Below are 16,206 nucleotides of genomic sequence, written 5' to 3' on the forward strand. Positions count from 1 at the left end.
GAGGTTTAACCCCAGAATCTCGCCAAAGGTCGAGAAGCCCACCACCGGCGTCGCACCGAACACATCGTTCATCCGGCCCAGTTCACTGCCGTTGTTCAGGCGCCGCAGGATGCAGTCGCTCAACAGGCCGAGCAGCGGCTTTCCGGACTTGCCCTGCAGAAAGCGCGCGAAGTCCTTGCGCGTGGTATCGATCATGGATGTTCGTTTGACCATCACCAGCTCTTCGCCGGGCGCCACGTCGCAGAACAGGTGAACCCGCTCGCTTTCATAATCAATGCGCGCAATCGAACGCACGAACAGCTCTTCGCCTACCCGGATGGCGAACGAGTACTGCGCCAGCTTGCCTTCCAGCTCATGCCGCTCGCATTTTAGCGCGTCACACAGCGCCGCAACCATCGTGGTGATCTCGCCTCTGGCGTTGACCACCTGGCTGATGTAACGCTCCTCCAGGGAGGCCGTCAGCACGCTCAGGCTCAATGGCGTCGGCTCGAAGTTCTGGCTCTTGAAGACACCGAAGCGCACGTTTTTCGCGCTCTTGAGAAACACCACCTGGGCATGATTTTCGTAGCTGCGTTTGCCGTCGTGAATCAAGGTCTTCTTGAAGTCGCCTTTGCCACCCGCAGAACCGCCGACGAACAGGCACGGAAAGCGCCCCGACTCATACAGCGCTTCCATGAAGAACGACTCCGACGCCGACAGCCCGTCGAACGTGACGTAGGCCAGCGTATCGCGGTGGTCGATGGGGGTGTTGATCTGCGTGCGCTTGATCGAATCGGTCAGGCGCGCAATGCGCTCACGCATAGACAGTCGCTTGCCCGCGCCGCGAATGTCTTCGCTGTGCAGCGGAATGTGCACCACCTCCGCACTCTTGATGACGCTTGAGTCGAACAGCGCGAGGACAATCCGGTCCCACTGGTTTTCCGCCGCGCAGTACAGCGAATCATTGCCCGAGCACAGTTCGCCTGACGTTGTGCACAGGCTGATCTTCGCGTTGGGAAAGCGCGCAGCGACAGACTTGGCCACCTGATCGAAGTCGACGTGCGGCGAAACGAAACCGGTCAGATAGACCGGATCGAAGCTCAGCGCAGACAGCTTGGCGTTCAATTCGCGGGCGGACGTAATGACACTGATGACGCCTTCAGTCCGCGATGTGCCGGCCCGAAAACGAGATAAAAGGCTCATGGTTAAACCCGTAAGGATAAAGAGCAGAGGCCACGCGGAATATGGACCGATCCTTATTGATCGGCTGCCAACAGGTTCGGGTGAGCTTGAAGGGCGATGAATTTTGCCTATGCGTGCCGCTCAGGACAGGTGCAGCATCAACGCCCTGATGAGGGCAAGGGTCTGGCGATGCACTGAATCATAGTGATCATTGTGGCAATAGGGCCTTACCGACAGGGTGACGGAGTCGGCTGTCGCAGCGGACAGGTGCACATCCACTGCAGGGCTGCTCAGTACATTAGGCAGGCGGGCTATCTGATCCTTGAGGCGCGGGATGATCTTCTGCTCGTCGGCAGTGCCGGGCAATATCGCGGTCAGTTCGACGCTGCGAAAGGCATTGCTGGAAAAATTGACGATCGTGTCAGAGAAGATCTTGTTGTTGCCCACCAGATTCAGCACGTTTTCCGGAGTGTTGATCGACGTAACGAACAAGCCGATTTCGACCACAGTCCCGGTGACGCCCGCCGCCGAAATCAGATCGCCGACCTTGAAGGGCCGCAGCACGATGATGAAACCACCCGCGGCCAGATTGGCCAGCAAACCCGACCAGGCCATGCCGATCGCCAGCGCCACGGCCGCCAGCAGCGCCGCAAAGCTGGTGGTCTCGATGCCGCAATAGCTCAGAATGGCGATCACCAGAATGATATTCAGCGTCACCGTGATGAACGAGCCGACATAGCGCAGGACCGTCGGATCAAACCGCTGCCGCGTCAGCGAGCGCTGCGCCATCCTGACCAGCACACCGATCAGCCAGCGACCGACAATCCACAGCAGCGCGGCGATCACCAACCTCAAAACAACAGTCGCTCCGTACTGCATAACAGTGTTGAACAGCGAGTTGATTCCGTCAGTGTCGATATTGATGACATTCAGCGCATCCATCACCGCTACTCCCGACTGCTGGGCTCGCCCGGCAGATGGCCTGACGAGCGGAGCCGTACATTGAAGGGCAAAGCGGGGTGATGGCTACTGGTAGTTTTGACTGGAGGCAAAGGGCCTTTACGGTGTCACGCGCAGCAGCGCCCAGCATCCACAGTGAATCGAGCCGCAGGCAAGGGCGGCGGTATTAAGCCTGATGAGTTATCGCTAAACTCGCCACCTCACAAGGACGACTCAAGGACCTGGTATGCCGCTCTCTTCTGACACCCTGCGCCGTACGCTGGTGATCTGGCTGTATGCCGTCGCAGTTGCGCATGTGCTGGGCAGTCTGGTATTCACCTGGGCAGGCTTTTCCGGCTTGCTCGATGGCTATCTGACTAGCCTCGAGCAGGCGTTCTGGACCGAGGCGGTTCCCGCTGCTGCTCGCGCGCAACAGGTCTGGTGGATGGCGCTGTTCGGCGCAACGCTGCAAACCTATTCAATGTACATGCTGGCGCTGGTGCACCTGGGCAATCGCCTGAAAAGTGCCATGTCCTGGGGCTGGCTGATTGCGGGCCTGCTGCTTTGGGCGCCTCAGGACATGCTGATTTCCGTGCGTGGGGGCGTCTGGTCGCACGTCTGGCTCGATCTGGCAGCGCTGCTGGCCTTGTTGCCGCCGCTGATCTGGCTGTATCGCCATGATCGCCGCACTTCGGCTGTTCACGCGTCGAAGGAGCCTCGTCATGTCTGACTTGCCGCTGCTGTATCTGCTGGCGGGCAACGGCAGCAGTGCCGAATGGTGGGACGACGCGCTGCCGCATTTTCAGCAGCATCAGGTCGTGCCGCTGGAGCTGCCAGGCTTCGGCAACAATCCTCAGCCACCCTGCGAAGACCTCGCCGCCTATGCCGATGCGCTGTTGGCGGCGACCGTGAAGGGCAGTGCCATCGTCGCTGTGGGTGTCAATGCCTTGCTGGTCATGCATGCCTTGCAGCGCCAGCCCGGACACTTCTGCAGAAGCGTGCTGCTGGCCCCGGTGGGGGCTTTTCTGTGGCAGCGGCGTTTGCCTGCGTTGATGTCGCCGCTGCCCATTCGCAAGACCATTCACTGGCTGCTGGCCAACAGGCCCACGCTGTTTGCGCACAAGTTTTCCAGGCAGCGCTGGCCTGCCGCGCACTACCAGCGCATGGGTTCCGGTTACGCTCGCTGCCGTGCTTTCGTGCCGTATTGGGACCTGTTGCGTGCCGACACCGCGCTGCCGCTGCTGGAGTGGGTGCAGGATCCGATAGAGCTGGTCTGGGGCGATCAGGACAAGGTCTTGGGTATCGAGCAGGCAGCAGCGTGGTCGGCCATTCTGGCGCGTGCCGACCTGACCATCAGCCTGAAACCGGGATGGGGTCACTACCCGTGGATCGACGCGCCGGCCGAGTTTGCGCAGTGGCTGGAGTCGGGCGAGCGTGGGTTCGTTGCGCACACCAAAGGCGGCCGTCTGCGTCTGGCGGCCATCGCCGGGCAACCGGTGCCCGAGGCACTGTCTCTGGAACAGGGCGATGACTCGGCCTTGCCCGCGTTTCTGGCCCGTCAGCCTGACGCTATCTGGGCCGTGCGCTCGTCCAGCTTCGGTGAGGATCAGGCCGATGCGGCCAATGCTGGTCTGAGTACCACTTTTCTTCGCGAGCCCAGCCACAACGTTCCCGCGCGTGTCGCAGAGCTACACAGCGCTGGCGTCGAAGAGGTGGTGGTACAGCGCTTCATCACGCCGGTGCTTTCCGGCATCGCTTTCGTGCGTCACCTGTCGGTCGAGCTGGAGTGGGTGGAAGGGCATCTGGAGTCGCTGGCCGACGGTCAGGCAAGCCCTGAGCGAGCAATCATTTCCCGCCTCGGCGCGGCCTGGAGCAGCGGCGACTTCAAGCCATCCCACGGTTTGACTGAGGAGGTGCTCTGGGACTTCCTGCAGGGCGTTCTGCGCGTATTCCACTACGTGCCGGGCGACGTCGAGTGGGCTTGGGATGGCCGCCAGCTGTGGCTGCTGCAGTACCGCCCGATCAGTGACTACGGCTGGCGCCGCCACCTGACCGCCGCCAATATTGCGGAGATCCTGCCGCCACAGCCCAGCAGGCTGGTCGAGTACGCACAGCGGCGTGCCGCAGGCAGCATCCCGGCGATCATGGCGCGTTGGGATTCGCGCGTGTTGCAGGACAACGAGCCATTCACCGCACTGTTTGGCGCAGCTTCCTACATCAACAACGACCTGTTTCTCGCACGTCTGGCTGACTGGGGCATCGCCTCCAGCAGCTACGCCGATGAGGTCGGCGGCGCGACCCCGCATCTGCCTTGGCGACCGCTGCGTCTGCTGCGCTCATTACCGGTGTTTCTGCGGATGCAGCGCATCGCGCGTGGTCACTTGTTGACCCTTGAAAAGCAACTGCACCGCTTCGACCGAGAGCTGCATGCCCTCACGGACCAAGGTGCTGACGGTCAGCAACTGGCTGACTGGTTCACCCGTTTCTACGTATTCGTCGTGCAAGGCAACCTGTGCATCGCCACCTCGCTGGCCAGCAGCGGCGGAGACCTGCTGGGACGTCCGCCGACCGCTTACGACGACCTGGAGCACTGCCCGCACCGGCTGCCCTGGGAAACCGACCCCGCGACCCCGCGCCCGGCAGCCACTGGCCTGCCTTTACAAGCCTTCCCGACCTGGCCGGGTTTCATACGCATCGCCCACCGCGCAGGCCTGCCGGGCATGCGCGGCTACTACCTGCAAGTGCGCGAGTGGTATCGCGACAACCTGATGCGCCTGTTCTTCCGCCTGCATCACGCCATGCCCGGCGCCGACCGGGAACACTGGTTTGCGCCCCATCCGGACATTCGCAGCCGTGCCGGCAGCTTCTGGCAGGACGGCCGCGAAGGCACCGAGCAGGCCACCGGCTTCATGATTTATCCTGGCCAGGTCCAGGGCATTCTGGGTGACGACATCCTGCTGGAAGACACCCTCGACCCCGGACGCCACGCGCACTACCAGAACGCCCGCGCGGTGATCGCGCGCATGGGCGGACGTCTCTCGCATGGCTCGACATTGCTGCGTGAACTGCGCAAACCCTCGGCCGTGCTGCCGCAGGTTGATCTGGCGTGGGTGGGGCGCGAAGTGCTGTATGTGGATGGGGAGTTGAGGCTGGTGGAAGGGCAGGCATGCGATCAGGTCCGCGGCGACAAGGTATAGCCAAACGCTTACACGCGGTGGAGGGATTTGGCCATTTCCGAACTGGTCCTTCCTCCGTATTATTGGATCCATCAAGTGGTGAACAGGAGTTCACCAGGATCAAGGATGATCGACCATCGCCTCGGAGGCAGCCGACAGGAAGTCGGGATGGTCTTGGAAAAACCCGCTTCGGCGGGTTTTTTGTTGGGCGCGATAAAGTCCTCGTCGATCTCGGATCATGTGCGCGGTGCCTTCCGCTTGCGCAGGCTCTGACGATGTTTCTCGAGGTCTTTACGGCGATGCATCTCCCGACGGATCTCCTTGCGCTCGCCCCCAATGCACACGCAATTCGCGACCGTGCCGGCTGTTGAGCGATAAAAGGCCAGCGATGGGAAAAGCAGACAAACAATATCAGCGCGGTCATGCCAGAAGTCACAACGCTTCTGGCTCTGGGTTTGTCAGGTGATGTTCGTCACCTGCGCGTCCCGCCCCATACTGCGCAAGAACTTTCGCTGCTGTCTGAGCAACTCACGGTAGTCGATGCAGCGATAGTGCAGACCGTGGCGGGGTGCCAGGTCGGCGATGATGTTTGCCAGCGCCGGGTAGTGTCGATGACTCCAGCCAGGGAACAGGTGATGAGTCAGATGAAAGTTCAGCCCGCCCACGGCATGGTGCAGCCAGCGTGGAGAGGTTTGCCAGTCGCAGGTTGTCGCGAAGTTATGTCGATACCAGCCGTGTGGCATCAACGGGCTGTCTGATGGCTGATAGAACTCCGCTTCTGCCCAGTGCGTACCGAGCAGCAGAAATACCACCCAGAGAGAGGCGAGCATCTGGCTCAAAAAGTACGCGATCAGCACCGTCGTCCAGCTGCCCTCGAATATCACCAGCGGCACTATCAGTACCAGCAGCAGATGGCATGCCTTGCTGGCCAGAAATACCGCCCAGCCTTTGTTTCCTGGAAGAATGCTTTTGGCTTTGAGCGGCGTCTTCCCAAGGCGGTCCGACCAGTCGAATATCCATGAGATGTAGGGCAGCGACAACGCCGCGACCATGGGCCAGTAAAGATGTTGATAACGCATGTGCTTGCGCCAGCCCTGGAAGGGCGTCTGTCGCAGGACGCCATTTTCCTCGGTGTCCAGATCGTAATGTTCAACGTTGGCATAGGCATGATGAAACTGCACATGCCTGACTCGCCAGTAATCCGGATCAATCCCGAGCGGCAAGGTCATCAACCTGCCCACCAACCGGTTTGCCCAGGTCGCCCGGAAAAAAGCATTGTGGGTGGCGTCGTGAAACACCATCACGTTGAGTAGCATGCCTGTCAGGACAAACAGGAAGTAGCAGCCCACGAATGCCCACGCATTGTGTTGCATAAGGCTCGAGGCATAAAAACCGCCGCACAGCACGATGAGGAGCAATGCCGTCACCTTTTGCCGAATGCTTGCGTAGCGATGGTCGTCTGCCAGGTAGGCGTGGGCCGCCTGCTTGAGGGCGTGATGAAATGCCTGTTCGCCATCGGCAGGAAATGACAGGGGGGCAAGTGACTCAGCCATGATGTTTTTCCACCGGATTTGCGGCTGAAAGGTTGTAGCCGCGAGAAGACACGGCCACCCATGCGCCGTGCAGGGCGAGGGCGACCATCGGCAATTGCCAGTAAACCTGCGACCAGCCGTAATAACCCAGAAACAGCGACGCCGGCCCCAGGCTGACTATCAGCCAGACAGGAACACTCCAGGTCCTCGCTTCGGTCATTCCTCCCAGCGCCACCGAGCCCGCCACGAGAAAAACGAACAGGACGACCTGCGGCCAGGTGATGTCGCTGTAGCCATAGCCGTATTGATAGATATAGCCCACCACCAGCGCGAAGAGCAGCAACGCGCCACTGAAAATGCTCAAACCAGAAACGCGCGAGCGGGTAGGCTCTTTCGATTTTATCGACAGTCGCAGGTAATGCAGAAAAGGTACGTTGCTGGCCCAGAACGGGTTCGCGGAAGAGCGAGGCCCTCCGATTCCAAATATGTAAGGCACATCGGGCAGCCTGGAAAATGTGCCGAACAGCTTGTCCCAGAAAATGAAAGTACCGCCGAAGTTCTTGTCTGAGTAGGCCCGGTCTTTGAAGTGATGCACGCGATGATGGGTCGGAGTAACGAAAATCTTTTCCAGCACACCCAGCCTGGGTGTCAGCGCATTATGGTTAAAGAACTGCATCGAGTAATGCAGGATCGACACTGCGACAAACACATGCAGGGGCACCCCCAGCACGGCCAGCGGAATGAAGAACGGAATCGAGGTGAGTGACGAATACCACGAATTACGCACGCCCAGGGACAGGTTGAAGTGCTCGCCCTGATGATGCACCACATGCACGGCCCAGAGCACGCCAACGTGGTGATGCAGGCGGTGCAACCAGTAGAAACAGAAATCCCAGGCCAGCAATGCGAACGCCCAGACCCATAGTGGCGGCCATGTATCCAGCAGGCCAAGGCTCAAGTACGTGGCGACAAGTCCGTAACAGATGACTTCCAGTCCACGGAACAGCCACAGCATGAGGTGGCCGGAATTCAGATTGAACACCACGTCATGCCAGTCAACCGGCTTGCGCTGCATCCACTGCAGAATGACGGCCTCGCCTGTTACGGCCAGCAGCATGATGATGATCGGAATGGCCAGATCGCTCATTGCATATTCCCTTTGAGTGCGACTGGCCTGCTTCGGCCGAGCGCATCGACCAGCATACCCGCCACCAGTGCGAGCACGGCGCCACTGACCACGTCGATGAACAGATGACGGCGCAATTGCAGGATCGAATAGGCAATGGCGGCCACCCATAAGACAAACACTGCAGTACGCGCGCTACGCCTTGCTGCACTGATCCCCCAGACCGCCAGCACCATCAGGGCCATGTGCAGGGATGGCAGGCAATTCTGGGTCGAGTCCACATAGGTCAGTGCTGCCAGCAGTGTAGAGCTTAACGTTGTGCCCTCATCGACCGGGTAAACCATCGTTGTCGGCCACAGCAGATAGACCGTTCCGGCACCCAGTGCGGTAAAACGCATGGCGCGAGACAGCCAGCGCACCCGATCAAGCGGGGTCATCAGATAGCCCAGTGGAACAACCGCGAAGAACGACAGGTACAGCCAGATTGCGTGCGGCGTGAATGCGATCATTCGGTCGAGCGGCGAGGGTGTCATGACCTGGCCGGTGCTCTGCAAATGGTCGGTCAGCGTATAGATCAGACCGACCGAACCCCAGCCAAGCAGCATGTGCCACAACCGAAACATCATGGGGTTGTTCATGCTTCTGCCTGCCGGACAATACGGCATCGTTTTCGATCGAAGTTCGGCATCACGTTCTGCACCGTCAGTTGCCATTCAAGTTTGTCAGTGGCAATACCCTGTTGTGTGAACAGGGCGACAAGTTGTCTACGGCTGTGCTCCAGTTCGGTTTGCGTACAGTCTGCAATCAGCTGCAGCCGGGTTTTCGAAAGCTGAATCAAGCGGTAGTCACTGGTCAGTGGCAGTGCATTGGCAATTGCCCGACTGCACAGGTCGGCAAAGATAATCTGCATCTCACCGTGCTGGTCGGGCAGCGAAAGCTGATCGTCGCGGCGACCTTCTATTCGGGAAATTGCCATCGAGTGCTGACCGCACGGGCAGGGCTCGGATTGCCTGACCAGTACATCATCCAGTCGGTAGCGTACGATAGGTTGGGTGCTGCGAGTGAAGTCGGTGATCAACGGCGTGAAGCGCTGCTCATCAAGCCACTGGGGCTCGATATGCACGAACTCTTCGTTCAAATGCAGTGTGCCATGAGAGCACGTGGCCGCCAGAAAACCTTCAGTTGCCTGATAGACCTCGCCGACCTCGCGGAACACCGTGTTCAGCAACTGGCGATCCTGCGCATCCAGGACTTCGGCGACGGAGATCACTTTCTTTACTTCGAGTTGGATCTGCCCGCCCAGAACGGCCAGGGCCAGGGCGCGCAGCACCTGTGCTGGCGCAACGATAATGGTCGGCGCCTGTGCTTGTAAGCGAGGCAACTGCTCAGTGAACGGCGCGAACAGGTCATAAAAGGCCAGGCTCAGCCAGCGATTGTCGACGCCGTGGTACAGGTTATTGTCCGCACGTAAAAACAGCGCGACTCGCTCACCCGCGAAAATACCGTCTGGCAGCATCTTGGCAAGCATCCCGCCCGCCCAGATCTGCTGTTCCTGCGGGCTCACGACGAAAACGCCGCGCTGCCCTGACGTGCCCGAAGACAGCCCGACGCTAAAGCGGCCGATGCGTGGCGTGAAGTCGCGTTCGGCTTCGCCGCGCCTTGCGCAGGCCAGCAACTGATCACGTTGCAGACCTGCCGTGTTCATCTGGTCGAACTGCGTCATCATCAGCGCTTTGTCCATCAGCGGCCATTCGTTGAATGGCAGAGCGCTGTAAGCCCGAAAATAGGGACTTTTGGCCAGCACCCTATGGGCAAAGCGTTTCAGTTGCCTGTTCTGAAAATGCTCCAGTGCCTGGCGACTGGAAAAGCGCAGGCGACGCGCTCGCCAATAGTGCCAGAGCGTCATCACCGGAATCATAAATCCCCCTCGTGGCACAATCGGATATCCACATGGCCTGCTGCCCACAACAGGTTCAGACGGTTCAGCGTCTGGTAGTAGGCCTTGCTGTCGTCCATCAGCACGTTGGCAAGCACAGAAGGCCCGCGCAATTCTTGATAGCTCAGCGGCGACCATGCGGAATCACTGGCCAGCAGTGTCCAGCCATCGTCGGTGAGAATAAATGCACCCAGGTGTCCAGCGGCATGACCTGGTAGCGGCACCAGAACAATCTGCCCGTCACTGCCCGGTAGTTCGTAGCCATGTGTAAACGGCGCCAGTTGCTCGGTCAGGCTTACCAGCTCAAAGCCCTCGACGAACTGCAACGCTGCCTCGAAACCTTCCGGAATCAGTCCCGGTACGAAGGCGCGCTTGAGCGCGGCGATGCCACGTAATGAGCGGGTTTTCTGCCAGCCTTCGCCCGAGCAGATAAAGTCGAGATGACTGAAGTCCCGAAGGCCGGCGATGTGATCGGCATGAAAGTGGGAAATGATCAGCGCCTGAATATCGTTGGCCGCGTAACCCGCATTACGCAGCTGATCCAGCAGCGTTTCACCCGCATCCAGGTATACCGGGGTAACCTGGCTGTAGATGCGGAACACCCCCGACCGGGTATGCTCCTTAAAATGGTTGGCGTAGCCGGTATCCCATAACCAGCGGCGATCGCCAACCTCCAGCAGATACGCTCTGGACGGAAATTTGCAGACCCTCAGGCCCGCGCCTTGCAACGCCATACAACCGATATGCGTGCAGTAACCCACTTCAAAGGTGGTAATGCTAGCCATGGGGCTTCACCGCATGAGACTTAAGCCACTCTCCCGTAAGCTGAACGCCTTCTTCCATCGAGTACCGAGGCCGGTAGCCCAGCTCTTCAATGGATCGCGTCTGGCTCAGGGTCATATCGAAGTTCACCGCCGCCACACTGTATCGGGTCAGCACGGGCTCCTTGCGCGTTATACAGGCCAGAAGTTCGAGTGCCGTCGCCAGCGAGTGCAGCAATCGGTAGGGCACGCGCTGCACACGATAACGAATGCCGAGTTGTTCGTGCAGTAACAACTGCAAGGTATCCACCAGTCGCATGGGCTGATGATTGGTGACGTTGTAGGCGGCACCTGAGGACAAAGAATTGTTATGGCTGGCCAGGTCCATGGCGTGCACAACGTTCAGTACAAACGTCAGGTCCAGCACTGCCTGGCCACCACCGGGCAAACGCAGCACGCCGCGGTCGCGTTCTATCTGGCCCAGAATCCGGGGCAGAATCACCCGGTCATACGGGCCGAACAAGCCACGGGGCCGCAGGATAATAAATGTGGTCTGTGGATAAAGCGGTACCAGCGCCTTTATGGATTGTTCTGCCTGGTACTTGCTGCTGGCGTAGTGATTGGCGAATCGTCGGGCACGGTATTGCTCGTCAATACGCTCATGGTCTTGAAAGTCGAAATAGATCGCAGGCGTGGATATGTGCACGAAGCGCGAAACGCCGCAGCGGCCAGCTGCCTCGGCCAGCTTTTCTGTGACGACTACATTGGCCTCATGAAACTCGGCCTCGCTACCCCAGGGAGAAGACTTTGCCGCGCAGTGCCAGACCATGTCACTGCCGAGCATCAATTGCTCGCATTGCTGTGCTGTAGCCCGGGTCAGATCCAGGGCGGTGAACGCCGCTCCTTGTTCTCGCAGCAGATTCCCCACTGCCGGGTCACGTCCGGTGGCATGTACCCTATGGCCTGCGTTCAATAGCCACTCTGCCGCATTGCGTCCGAGGCCACTGGTGGCGCCGGTCAGCAGAACCTTCATGGCAGCAGCACCATGCCCGCCAATGTCAAACCGGCAGCGGTACCGATCAGCATCACGGGTTTGCCGGGTGTAAAACGGCCGTTGGTAAAAGCAGTATGCAGCGCCGTCGGAATCGATGCCGAGACCTGGTTACCGTGATAGCGATAAATATCCACCAGTACCTCAGGCCGTACTCCAAGCCTTTTCCGCATGTGCTCAAGCGAAAGATGGCTGGCCTGATGGGGGACCACGGTGGCGATCTCGGCAAGCGTCAATCCGCTCCTTTCCAACAGGCGTGCGAGGTAGCCCTCGATCAACGCGGCAGCCTGACGAAACAGCTGCTTGCCCTTCATATGGAACAGAAAGTCGCTGTCAGTCATGCCGGCACGTGGATTGCGGCGTGTACCGCCTGCTTGAATCTCGCACAGGTCGCTGCCCTGTGGATAAGTCTCGGACAGGCTGCTCAGAATGCCGCTGCTGCCGTCACCGCGTTCGACAATGGCGCAGGCTGCTCCGTCGCCGAGGATCAGCGAGCTTTCTTCGTCATTCCAGTCGATACCGCGCGAAACGAGATCTGCCGACACGACAGCAATGCGCTTGTAGATCCCGGCATTGAGCAAGCCGGCAGCGACCTGTAGCGCTGTAATGAAGCCGACGCAACTGCTGTTGATATCAAAGCCGGGCGTACCCGATGGCAGGTGGGCCGCTTTGAGAATCAATGCTGCCGTGCAGGGTAAGGCCTGCATGGGTACTGCCGAGGCCGAGATCAGCAGATCGATCGAACCCGCCGGGATCTGCTCTCTTCTCAGGGCATCCTGAAGTGCTTGCGCGGCAAGTTCGGCCTGGCTGGCATCGAGTGTTGCGTGAAAACGGCAATGTACGCCGGAGCGCTTTTCGACATAACCCGCAGGCTTGTTCAATAACGTGTCCAGCGCAGACGAGTCCACTCGATTTGCGGGCACCGCTACGCCAGTCGCAATAATTTTCAGTGGCAGCAAAGCTGCGGGAGAGGAGGGCGCTGTCATTGGAGTCCTGGCTTCGCATCCATGTGGCAATTACCTGAATGACTGATTCAAATATAACGCTGGCTGAACACGGCATGGGTCGATGCACCGCGAACCCTCATGCTTGGTAAGAGGACGGTGTCATCGGTTATCTTTTCGGGTTAAAGACGCATGCCTTTGAACGGATTCCAGCCTTGCTCGCTTTTTACTTCTTTGAGGTAGTACGAATAATTGACGGTCAAGGCATACATCAGCGAGAAGGCCACATTCAAACCTCCCCCCAACGCGTAAGGAACCTCGGTTCCCAAAAGCGTACATACCAGAAGGATCAAGGCGTTGGTCGCGAGCATTATGCCAATCAACGCAATGCCTTTTTTCCACAGGCCCAGCACGAAGAAATAAATGGGGCCAAAGAAATACGCGATGACGTTGAAATTGATCCGCATTTTCTTCCTGAAGCCAGGAAGTGATTTGAGGCCAGCCTTGAACCGCGGATCGTTCGGCGCACCATACGTCTCGAAGAAATTGAAGCGCTCCTGCCACTTGGCGCTGTACGTGCCAGTGCTGCGCGTCTGATCTGCTGTGCTCATGGTGCTGCTCCTGATGTTCCATTGGGGTGACGTCTTTCTTCCGGGAAATCCTGTGTTCTGGCGTTTTTATGATCAGGGTGCTGAGTGTATGGAGTTTTCGGGTGGTGTACTACGCAACCGCGTAACCTGGGCGCTAAATCGCCACAATTCTTCATCTCGTCAGCCTGATAGGCAGCCATTGACTGGAGTCGCTCGTTTTTCTGGTCAGGTTGCGGCCAGATTATCGGTTGTCGTGGCTGGTCCGTCCCCGTGGCTGGACGCGCCTAAAGCGTCTTGCCAAGGTATCCGCGCCACGAACCCCGCTTGGCAAAAATGAGTATCTGGTTTACCGAGGCATCCCTGGCGAGCAGTTCTAAGGCAGTCGGGCTTCGTAATCTTTTACCGATGCAGCATGCTGCAAACGCTCAAGTACGTGGCGCAGCCACGTATAACGCTCCTGAGCGTTGAGTTAGGCGGTCTCTACCCGGCTGTAGATCTGGCCGCTGGCAGTGGCGCCTTTGGTTGTGTCGCTGAACCGCCAGGCTTTTCGCCCGATGGCGTACGGTCGGATTGCCTTAGGCATCGTAATCGTAATGGTGGTCGCCCTGCATCAGCAGGCGGTTGCCTTTGACGTTGGCCAGGTTGGCAGCCGGTTGGTCGCCTTGGCCGAGCAGGTTGCCTGCCGGGTCATGAGCGAAGCTTTCCGGGGTGCTGCCCCGCACGTGATCAAGCGGTCGAGCGGGGCTTGGTGGCAGCTGCGGTTGCCTTTGTGGCTGTCGTCGATGCCGGCGCCGGAACAAGTTTCGGTCCTGCTGGCTGACGCTGTGCGCCTGCAGTCGGCCTTGGTCATCGTACTGATACTGACTCAGCAGTTCAGTGACTGTACTGAACACGATTTCTGCGGACGTCATTCATTTACGCTCGGAATTTAATTATCGGTATATTAAATTTTTTGAGCGACTGGATGAAGTCGTTTAGTGTGGGGGGTGACAGCTTTAGAAGGTCCAGCATCCAGAGCGCGTTTAGTTCGACAAACAAAGGTGTCCACTCGGGATTGGCTGCTTCAGCCTCGGGTAACTCGAATCCCGATAACCCATGCCCTTTCCCTGCTGAAAACAACAAGCATTTATGCTCGTAGGAGTACGCGATAAATTTTGGCCAGTCCGAATCGTGAGAGTTATCTAACAGAGTCTCTTTCTTTGCTAAAATGAAATAGTCTTTCATTGCTTTTCCGCAGGACCTCTATTTCGTCAAAATAAATAACTCAACTGCTTGTGTAAATCTGTTGTGCATCTACATTGCCATATTCTGGATATGATTCAGGAAGTGGTTCTACGTTGACTTTATCTTAGTCACCATTTCCAGAATGGCCAGAGTTTTTAAGGCGTAAATTTGATCGATTAATTTTCAGAACTCTATAAGTTCGGGGGTTCCTATTACAGTTTTCAGCTTTTCTAGAAAGTCTTCTTCATCATGAAATTTATTGTTATCTATAAAGTCTATGATCCATAGTGCATCTAAAGTGGTAAGGGTGTCGCGCCACCTTGGTTCTTTGATTTCAGATTCTGGCATATCGTTTGCGGCGAACCCATGGCCGTTTCCTTCGGCTAGATAAAATAAGTTATATTTATATGAGTAGGCTATTAATTTTGGCCATTTAGAACTATGTGGCAGTGTGGGTTCTAAATGTTTTTTTGCTATCACGTAGAAAGCTCTCATTCTTGTCCAGTATTATGTGGGCTTGATTGGGTTGGTAATATTTATGAGTTTTATTGCAATCCCTATTACGTCGATCTACAGGTCATATCTGGAGTGGGATCTTTGAGATCTAGTATCGAGGATTATGATTGCCGTATTAATGCTGTTGCTTTAGCTGACCGCGAATTTTAATTTCAGCTATAAATTTTCTATGTTTTTTGGTCCACCATCTTTGGCTAGTTTTTTTATTTTTGCATTATAGCTTTCAATATCTTGGTTGTCGCTGGAATTGCTGATTTCTTTTTTTAATAACCTTATGGATTCTGAGATTTTCTTTGTTGCTTTCGGTCCTTGATCACGGACTAGGTCAAGATTTTTTTCGGATAGAATTGGAGCTTTCTTTTTCATATGGTAATAGCAGGCAATATTCTCCAACAGGTTATTAGGATCTTCAACAGTGCCTTCTATGCTTAGTACGTACGTTGTAAAAGCATTTTTTAGTAAGGTGTCCGGTTTTTTTTGCGTTTTTAGAAAGCTACATAGTCCAGACCAGTTAATTGCGTGGAGCTGAGTGCCCCAGTCTGGATCTCTTGTGAAGTAAATTCCCATACCCCTGAAATACTCTGGGAGCTCATTTCTATTCAAAGCTTTTTCAAAATTACTAATCATTGAGGTTTCTCTCAGTCATCGTAGGCGTTTAGAAATTTGTTGATATCCATTCCGTGCGCAATTTTTGCTGAAGCTATTAAAGCTGCTTACTTAATTCCGCTTTTCGTTTCACCTCTTGGTGCTCGCTTTTTGTCATATACTCCTGCTTCATTTTCATCAGGCACTTCATATTGAAATCCAGGATCGTCAGAGTTGGATTTACAAGGGGTTAACCCATTTTTTGAGTTTCTATATCATGATTTTATGATTTCAACAATGTTGCGCTTTGCTTTTATATGGGTTTCAAGTAATGTTTTTTCTAATCTCGGGGTGCTAGTAATTAGTTTTAGGAACCAGTTGGCGTCCAGTATTTTGAATAGTCTATCCCATCGGGGTTCGTTGGCGATAGTTTCGGGCACGACAGTGCCATTAAATCCGTGACCGTTGCCTTCAATAAAAATAAATGATTTGTTTTCATGACAGTAGCCAATGATTTTTGGCCATTCTGGACTGTTTAATATTTCTGGCTCCAATTCCTTTTTTTCAATCACATAGTAATTATTCATTCTTTCTCCGGGAGGGTATCTACTCTATCGAATTTTATTATTAGTCTATAGAGTTGTGACTTTGTTTGAGATATCTCT

At 56.5% G+C, this 16,206-nt stretch carries 15 protein-coding genes and 3 pseudogenes; 2 read left to right on the plus strand and 16 right to left on the minus strand.

What is annotated here, in order from left to right:
• Window positions 1-75: 75 nt before the first annotated feature.
• Window positions 76-1,182 (minus strand): annotated as a pseudogene (locus P406_RS30330) (FIST signal transduction protein); the annotation flags it as partial.
• A 120-nt stretch (window positions 1,183-1,302) separates the two neighbouring features.
• A complete protein-coding gene (locus P406_RS17910) occupies window positions 1,303-2,103 on the minus strand; it encodes a mechanosensitive ion channel family protein (protein WP_046236904.1) in 801 nt (266 codons plus the stop codon).
• Between the two features lie 244 nt (window positions 2,104-2,347).
• Between P406_RS17910 and P406_RS17915 the strand changes: the two genes are divergently transcribed.
• Entirely contained in the window at window positions 2,348-2,830 is a 483-nt protein-coding gene (locus tag P406_RS17915; RefSeq protein WP_046236905.1) for a hypothetical protein, read from the plus strand.
• The gene (locus P406_RS17920; RefSeq protein WP_046236906.1) at window positions 2,823-5,297 is read left to right on the plus strand and encodes a PEP-utilizing enzyme; all 2,475 of its coding nucleotides are present in this window, start codon (window positions 2,823-2,825) and stop codon (window positions 5,295-5,297) included. The genes P406_RS17915 and P406_RS17920 overlap by 8 nt, the downstream gene beginning before the upstream one ends.
• 437 nt (window positions 5,298-5,734) lie before the next feature.
• Here the strand turns inward: P406_RS17920 and P406_RS17925 are convergent, their stop codons facing one another.
• The 14 genes and pseudogenes from P406_RS17925 to P406_RS17985 all read right to left on the minus strand — a co-directional run bounded on the left by P406_RS17925 (window position 5,735) and on the right by P406_RS17985 (window position 16,128).
• Complete coding sequence (locus P406_RS17925) at window positions 5,735-6,829, minus strand: fatty acid desaturase family protein (RefSeq protein ID WP_046236907.1); 1,095 nt, start codon at window positions 6,827-6,829, stop codon at window positions 5,735-5,737.
• Window positions 6,822-7,955: a sterol desaturase family protein gene (locus tag P406_RS17930; protein WP_046236908.1), complete on the minus strand. Its 1,134-nt coding sequence runs from the start codon at window positions 7,953-7,955 to the stop codon at window positions 6,822-6,824. Before P406_RS17930 ends, P406_RS17925 begins: the two co-directional genes overlap by 8 nt.
• A complete protein-coding gene (locus P406_RS17935; protein WP_046236909.1) occupies window positions 7,952-8,572 on the minus strand; it encodes a phosphatase PAP2 family protein in 621 nt (206 codons plus the stop codon). The genes P406_RS17930 and P406_RS17935 overlap by 4 nt, the downstream gene beginning before the upstream one ends.
• Window positions 8,569-9,852, minus strand: a complete 1,284-nt coding sequence (locus P406_RS17940) for a F390 synthetase-related protein (RefSeq protein ID WP_046236910.1) — start codon at window positions 9,850-9,852, stop codon at window positions 8,569-8,571. Before P406_RS17940 ends, P406_RS17935 begins: the two co-directional genes overlap by 4 nt.
• Window positions 9,849-10,655 (minus strand): MBL fold metallo-hydrolase, encoded by an 807-nt coding sequence (locus tag P406_RS17945; RefSeq protein ID WP_046236911.1) that lies wholly within the window; start codon window positions 10,653-10,655, stop codon window positions 9,849-9,851. The genes P406_RS17940 and P406_RS17945 overlap by 4 nt, the downstream gene beginning before the upstream one ends.
• On the minus strand, window positions 10,648-11,664 hold the full coding sequence (locus P406_RS17950; protein WP_046236912.1) for an NAD-dependent epimerase/dehydratase family protein: 1,017 nt from the start codon (window positions 11,662-11,664) through the stop codon (window positions 10,648-10,650). Before P406_RS17950 ends, P406_RS17945 begins: the two co-directional genes overlap by 8 nt.
• The gene (locus tag P406_RS17955) at window positions 11,661-12,668 is read right to left on the minus strand and encodes a 3-oxoacyl-[acyl-carrier-protein] synthase III C-terminal domain-containing protein (protein ID WP_046236913.1); all 1,008 of its coding nucleotides are present in this window, start codon (window positions 12,666-12,668) and stop codon (window positions 11,661-11,663) included. Before P406_RS17955 ends, P406_RS17950 begins: the two co-directional genes overlap by 4 nt.
• A gap of 140 nt (window positions 12,669-12,808) precedes the next feature.
• Window positions 12,809-13,237, minus strand: coding sequence for a DUF2628 domain-containing protein (locus tag P406_RS17960; RefSeq protein ID WP_003413715.1), 429 nt, complete (start codon window positions 13,235-13,237; stop codon window positions 12,809-12,811).
• A gap of 352 nt (window positions 13,238-13,589) precedes the next feature.
• Window positions 13,590-13,793 (minus strand): annotated as a pseudogene (locus P406_RS28020) (transposase domain-containing protein); the annotation flags it as partial.
• Window position 13,794: 1 nt separating this feature from the next.
• A pseudogene (locus P406_RS17965) lies at window positions 13,795-14,088 on the minus strand (hypothetical protein); the annotation flags it as partial.
• Between the two features lie 43 nt (window positions 14,089-14,131).
• On the minus strand, window positions 14,132-14,440 hold the full coding sequence (locus tag P406_RS17970; RefSeq protein WP_032700021.1) for a hypothetical protein: 309 nt from the start codon (window positions 14,438-14,440) through the stop codon (window positions 14,132-14,134).
• 183 nt (window positions 14,441-14,623) lie between these two features.
• On the minus strand, window positions 14,624-14,920 hold the full coding sequence (locus P406_RS17975) for a hypothetical protein (protein ID WP_187292700.1): 297 nt from the start codon (window positions 14,918-14,920) through the stop codon (window positions 14,624-14,626).
• 192 nt (window positions 14,921-15,112) lie between these two features.
• Window positions 15,113-15,583 (minus strand): hypothetical protein, encoded by a 471-nt coding sequence (locus tag P406_RS17980; protein ID WP_046236915.1) that lies wholly within the window; start codon window positions 15,581-15,583, stop codon window positions 15,113-15,115.
• 233 nt (window positions 15,584-15,816) lie between these two features.
• Complete coding sequence (locus tag P406_RS17985) at window positions 15,817-16,128, minus strand: hypothetical protein (protein ID WP_050554491.1); 312 nt, start codon at window positions 16,126-16,128, stop codon at window positions 15,817-15,819.
• Between the last annotated feature and the right edge of the window lie 78 nt (window positions 16,129-16,206).

Source organism: Pseudomonas syringae pv. coryli str. NCPPB 4273 (assembly GCF_000972175.1).
GTDB lineage: Bacteria > Pseudomonadota > Gammaproteobacteria > Pseudomonadales > Pseudomonadaceae > Aquipseudomonas > Aquipseudomonas syringae.

Coding starts and splice junctions, on each gene's coding strand:
- P406_RS17910 (WP_046236904.1), bottom strand. CDS start 2,103: ATGGATGCGCTGAATGTCATCAATATCGACACTGACGGAATCAACTCG.
- P406_RS17915 (WP_046236905.1), top strand. CDS start 2,348: ATGCCGCTCTCTTCTGACACCCTGCGCCGTACGCTGGTGATCTGGCTG.
- P406_RS17920 (WP_046236906.1), top strand. CDS start 2,823: ATGTCTGACTTGCCGCTGCTGTATCTGCTGGCGGGCAACGGCAGCAGT.
- P406_RS17925 (WP_046236907.1), bottom strand. CDS start 6,829: ATGGCTGAGTCACTTGCCCCCCTGTCATTTCCTGCCGATGGCGAACAG.
- P406_RS17930 (WP_046236908.1), bottom strand. CDS start 7,955: ATGAGCGATCTGGCCATTCCGATCATCATCATGCTGCTGGCCGTAACA.
- P406_RS17935 (WP_046236909.1), bottom strand. CDS start 8,572: ATGAACAACCCCATGATGTTTCGGTTGTGGCACATGCTGCTTGGCTGG.
- P406_RS17940 (WP_046236910.1), bottom strand. CDS start 9,852: ATGATTCCGGTGATGACGCTCTGGCACTATTGGCGAGCGCGTCGCCTG.
- P406_RS17945 (WP_046236911.1), bottom strand. CDS start 10,655: ATGGCTAGCATTACCACCTTTGAAGTGGGTTACTGCACGCATATCGGT.
- P406_RS17950 (WP_046236912.1), bottom strand. CDS start 11,664: ATGAAGGTTCTGCTGACCGGCGCCACCAGTGGCCTCGGACGCAATGCG.
- P406_RS17955 (WP_046236913.1), bottom strand. CDS start 12,668: ATGACAGCGCCCTCCTCTCCCGCAGCTTTGCTGCCACTGAAAATTATT.
- P406_RS17960 (WP_003413715.1), bottom strand. CDS start 13,237: ATGAGCACAGCAGATCAGACGCGCAGCACTGGCACGTACAGCGCCAAG.
- P406_RS17970 (WP_032700021.1), bottom strand. CDS start 14,440: ATGAAAGACTATTTCATTTTAGCAAAGAAAGAGACTCTGTTAGATAAC.
- P406_RS17980 (WP_046236915.1), bottom strand. CDS start 15,583: ATGATTAGTAATTTTGAAAAAGCTTTGAATAGAAATGAGCTCCCAGAG.
- P406_RS17985 (WP_050554491.1), bottom strand. CDS start 16,128: ATGAATAATTACTATGTGATTGAAAAAAAGGAATTGGAGCCAGAAATA.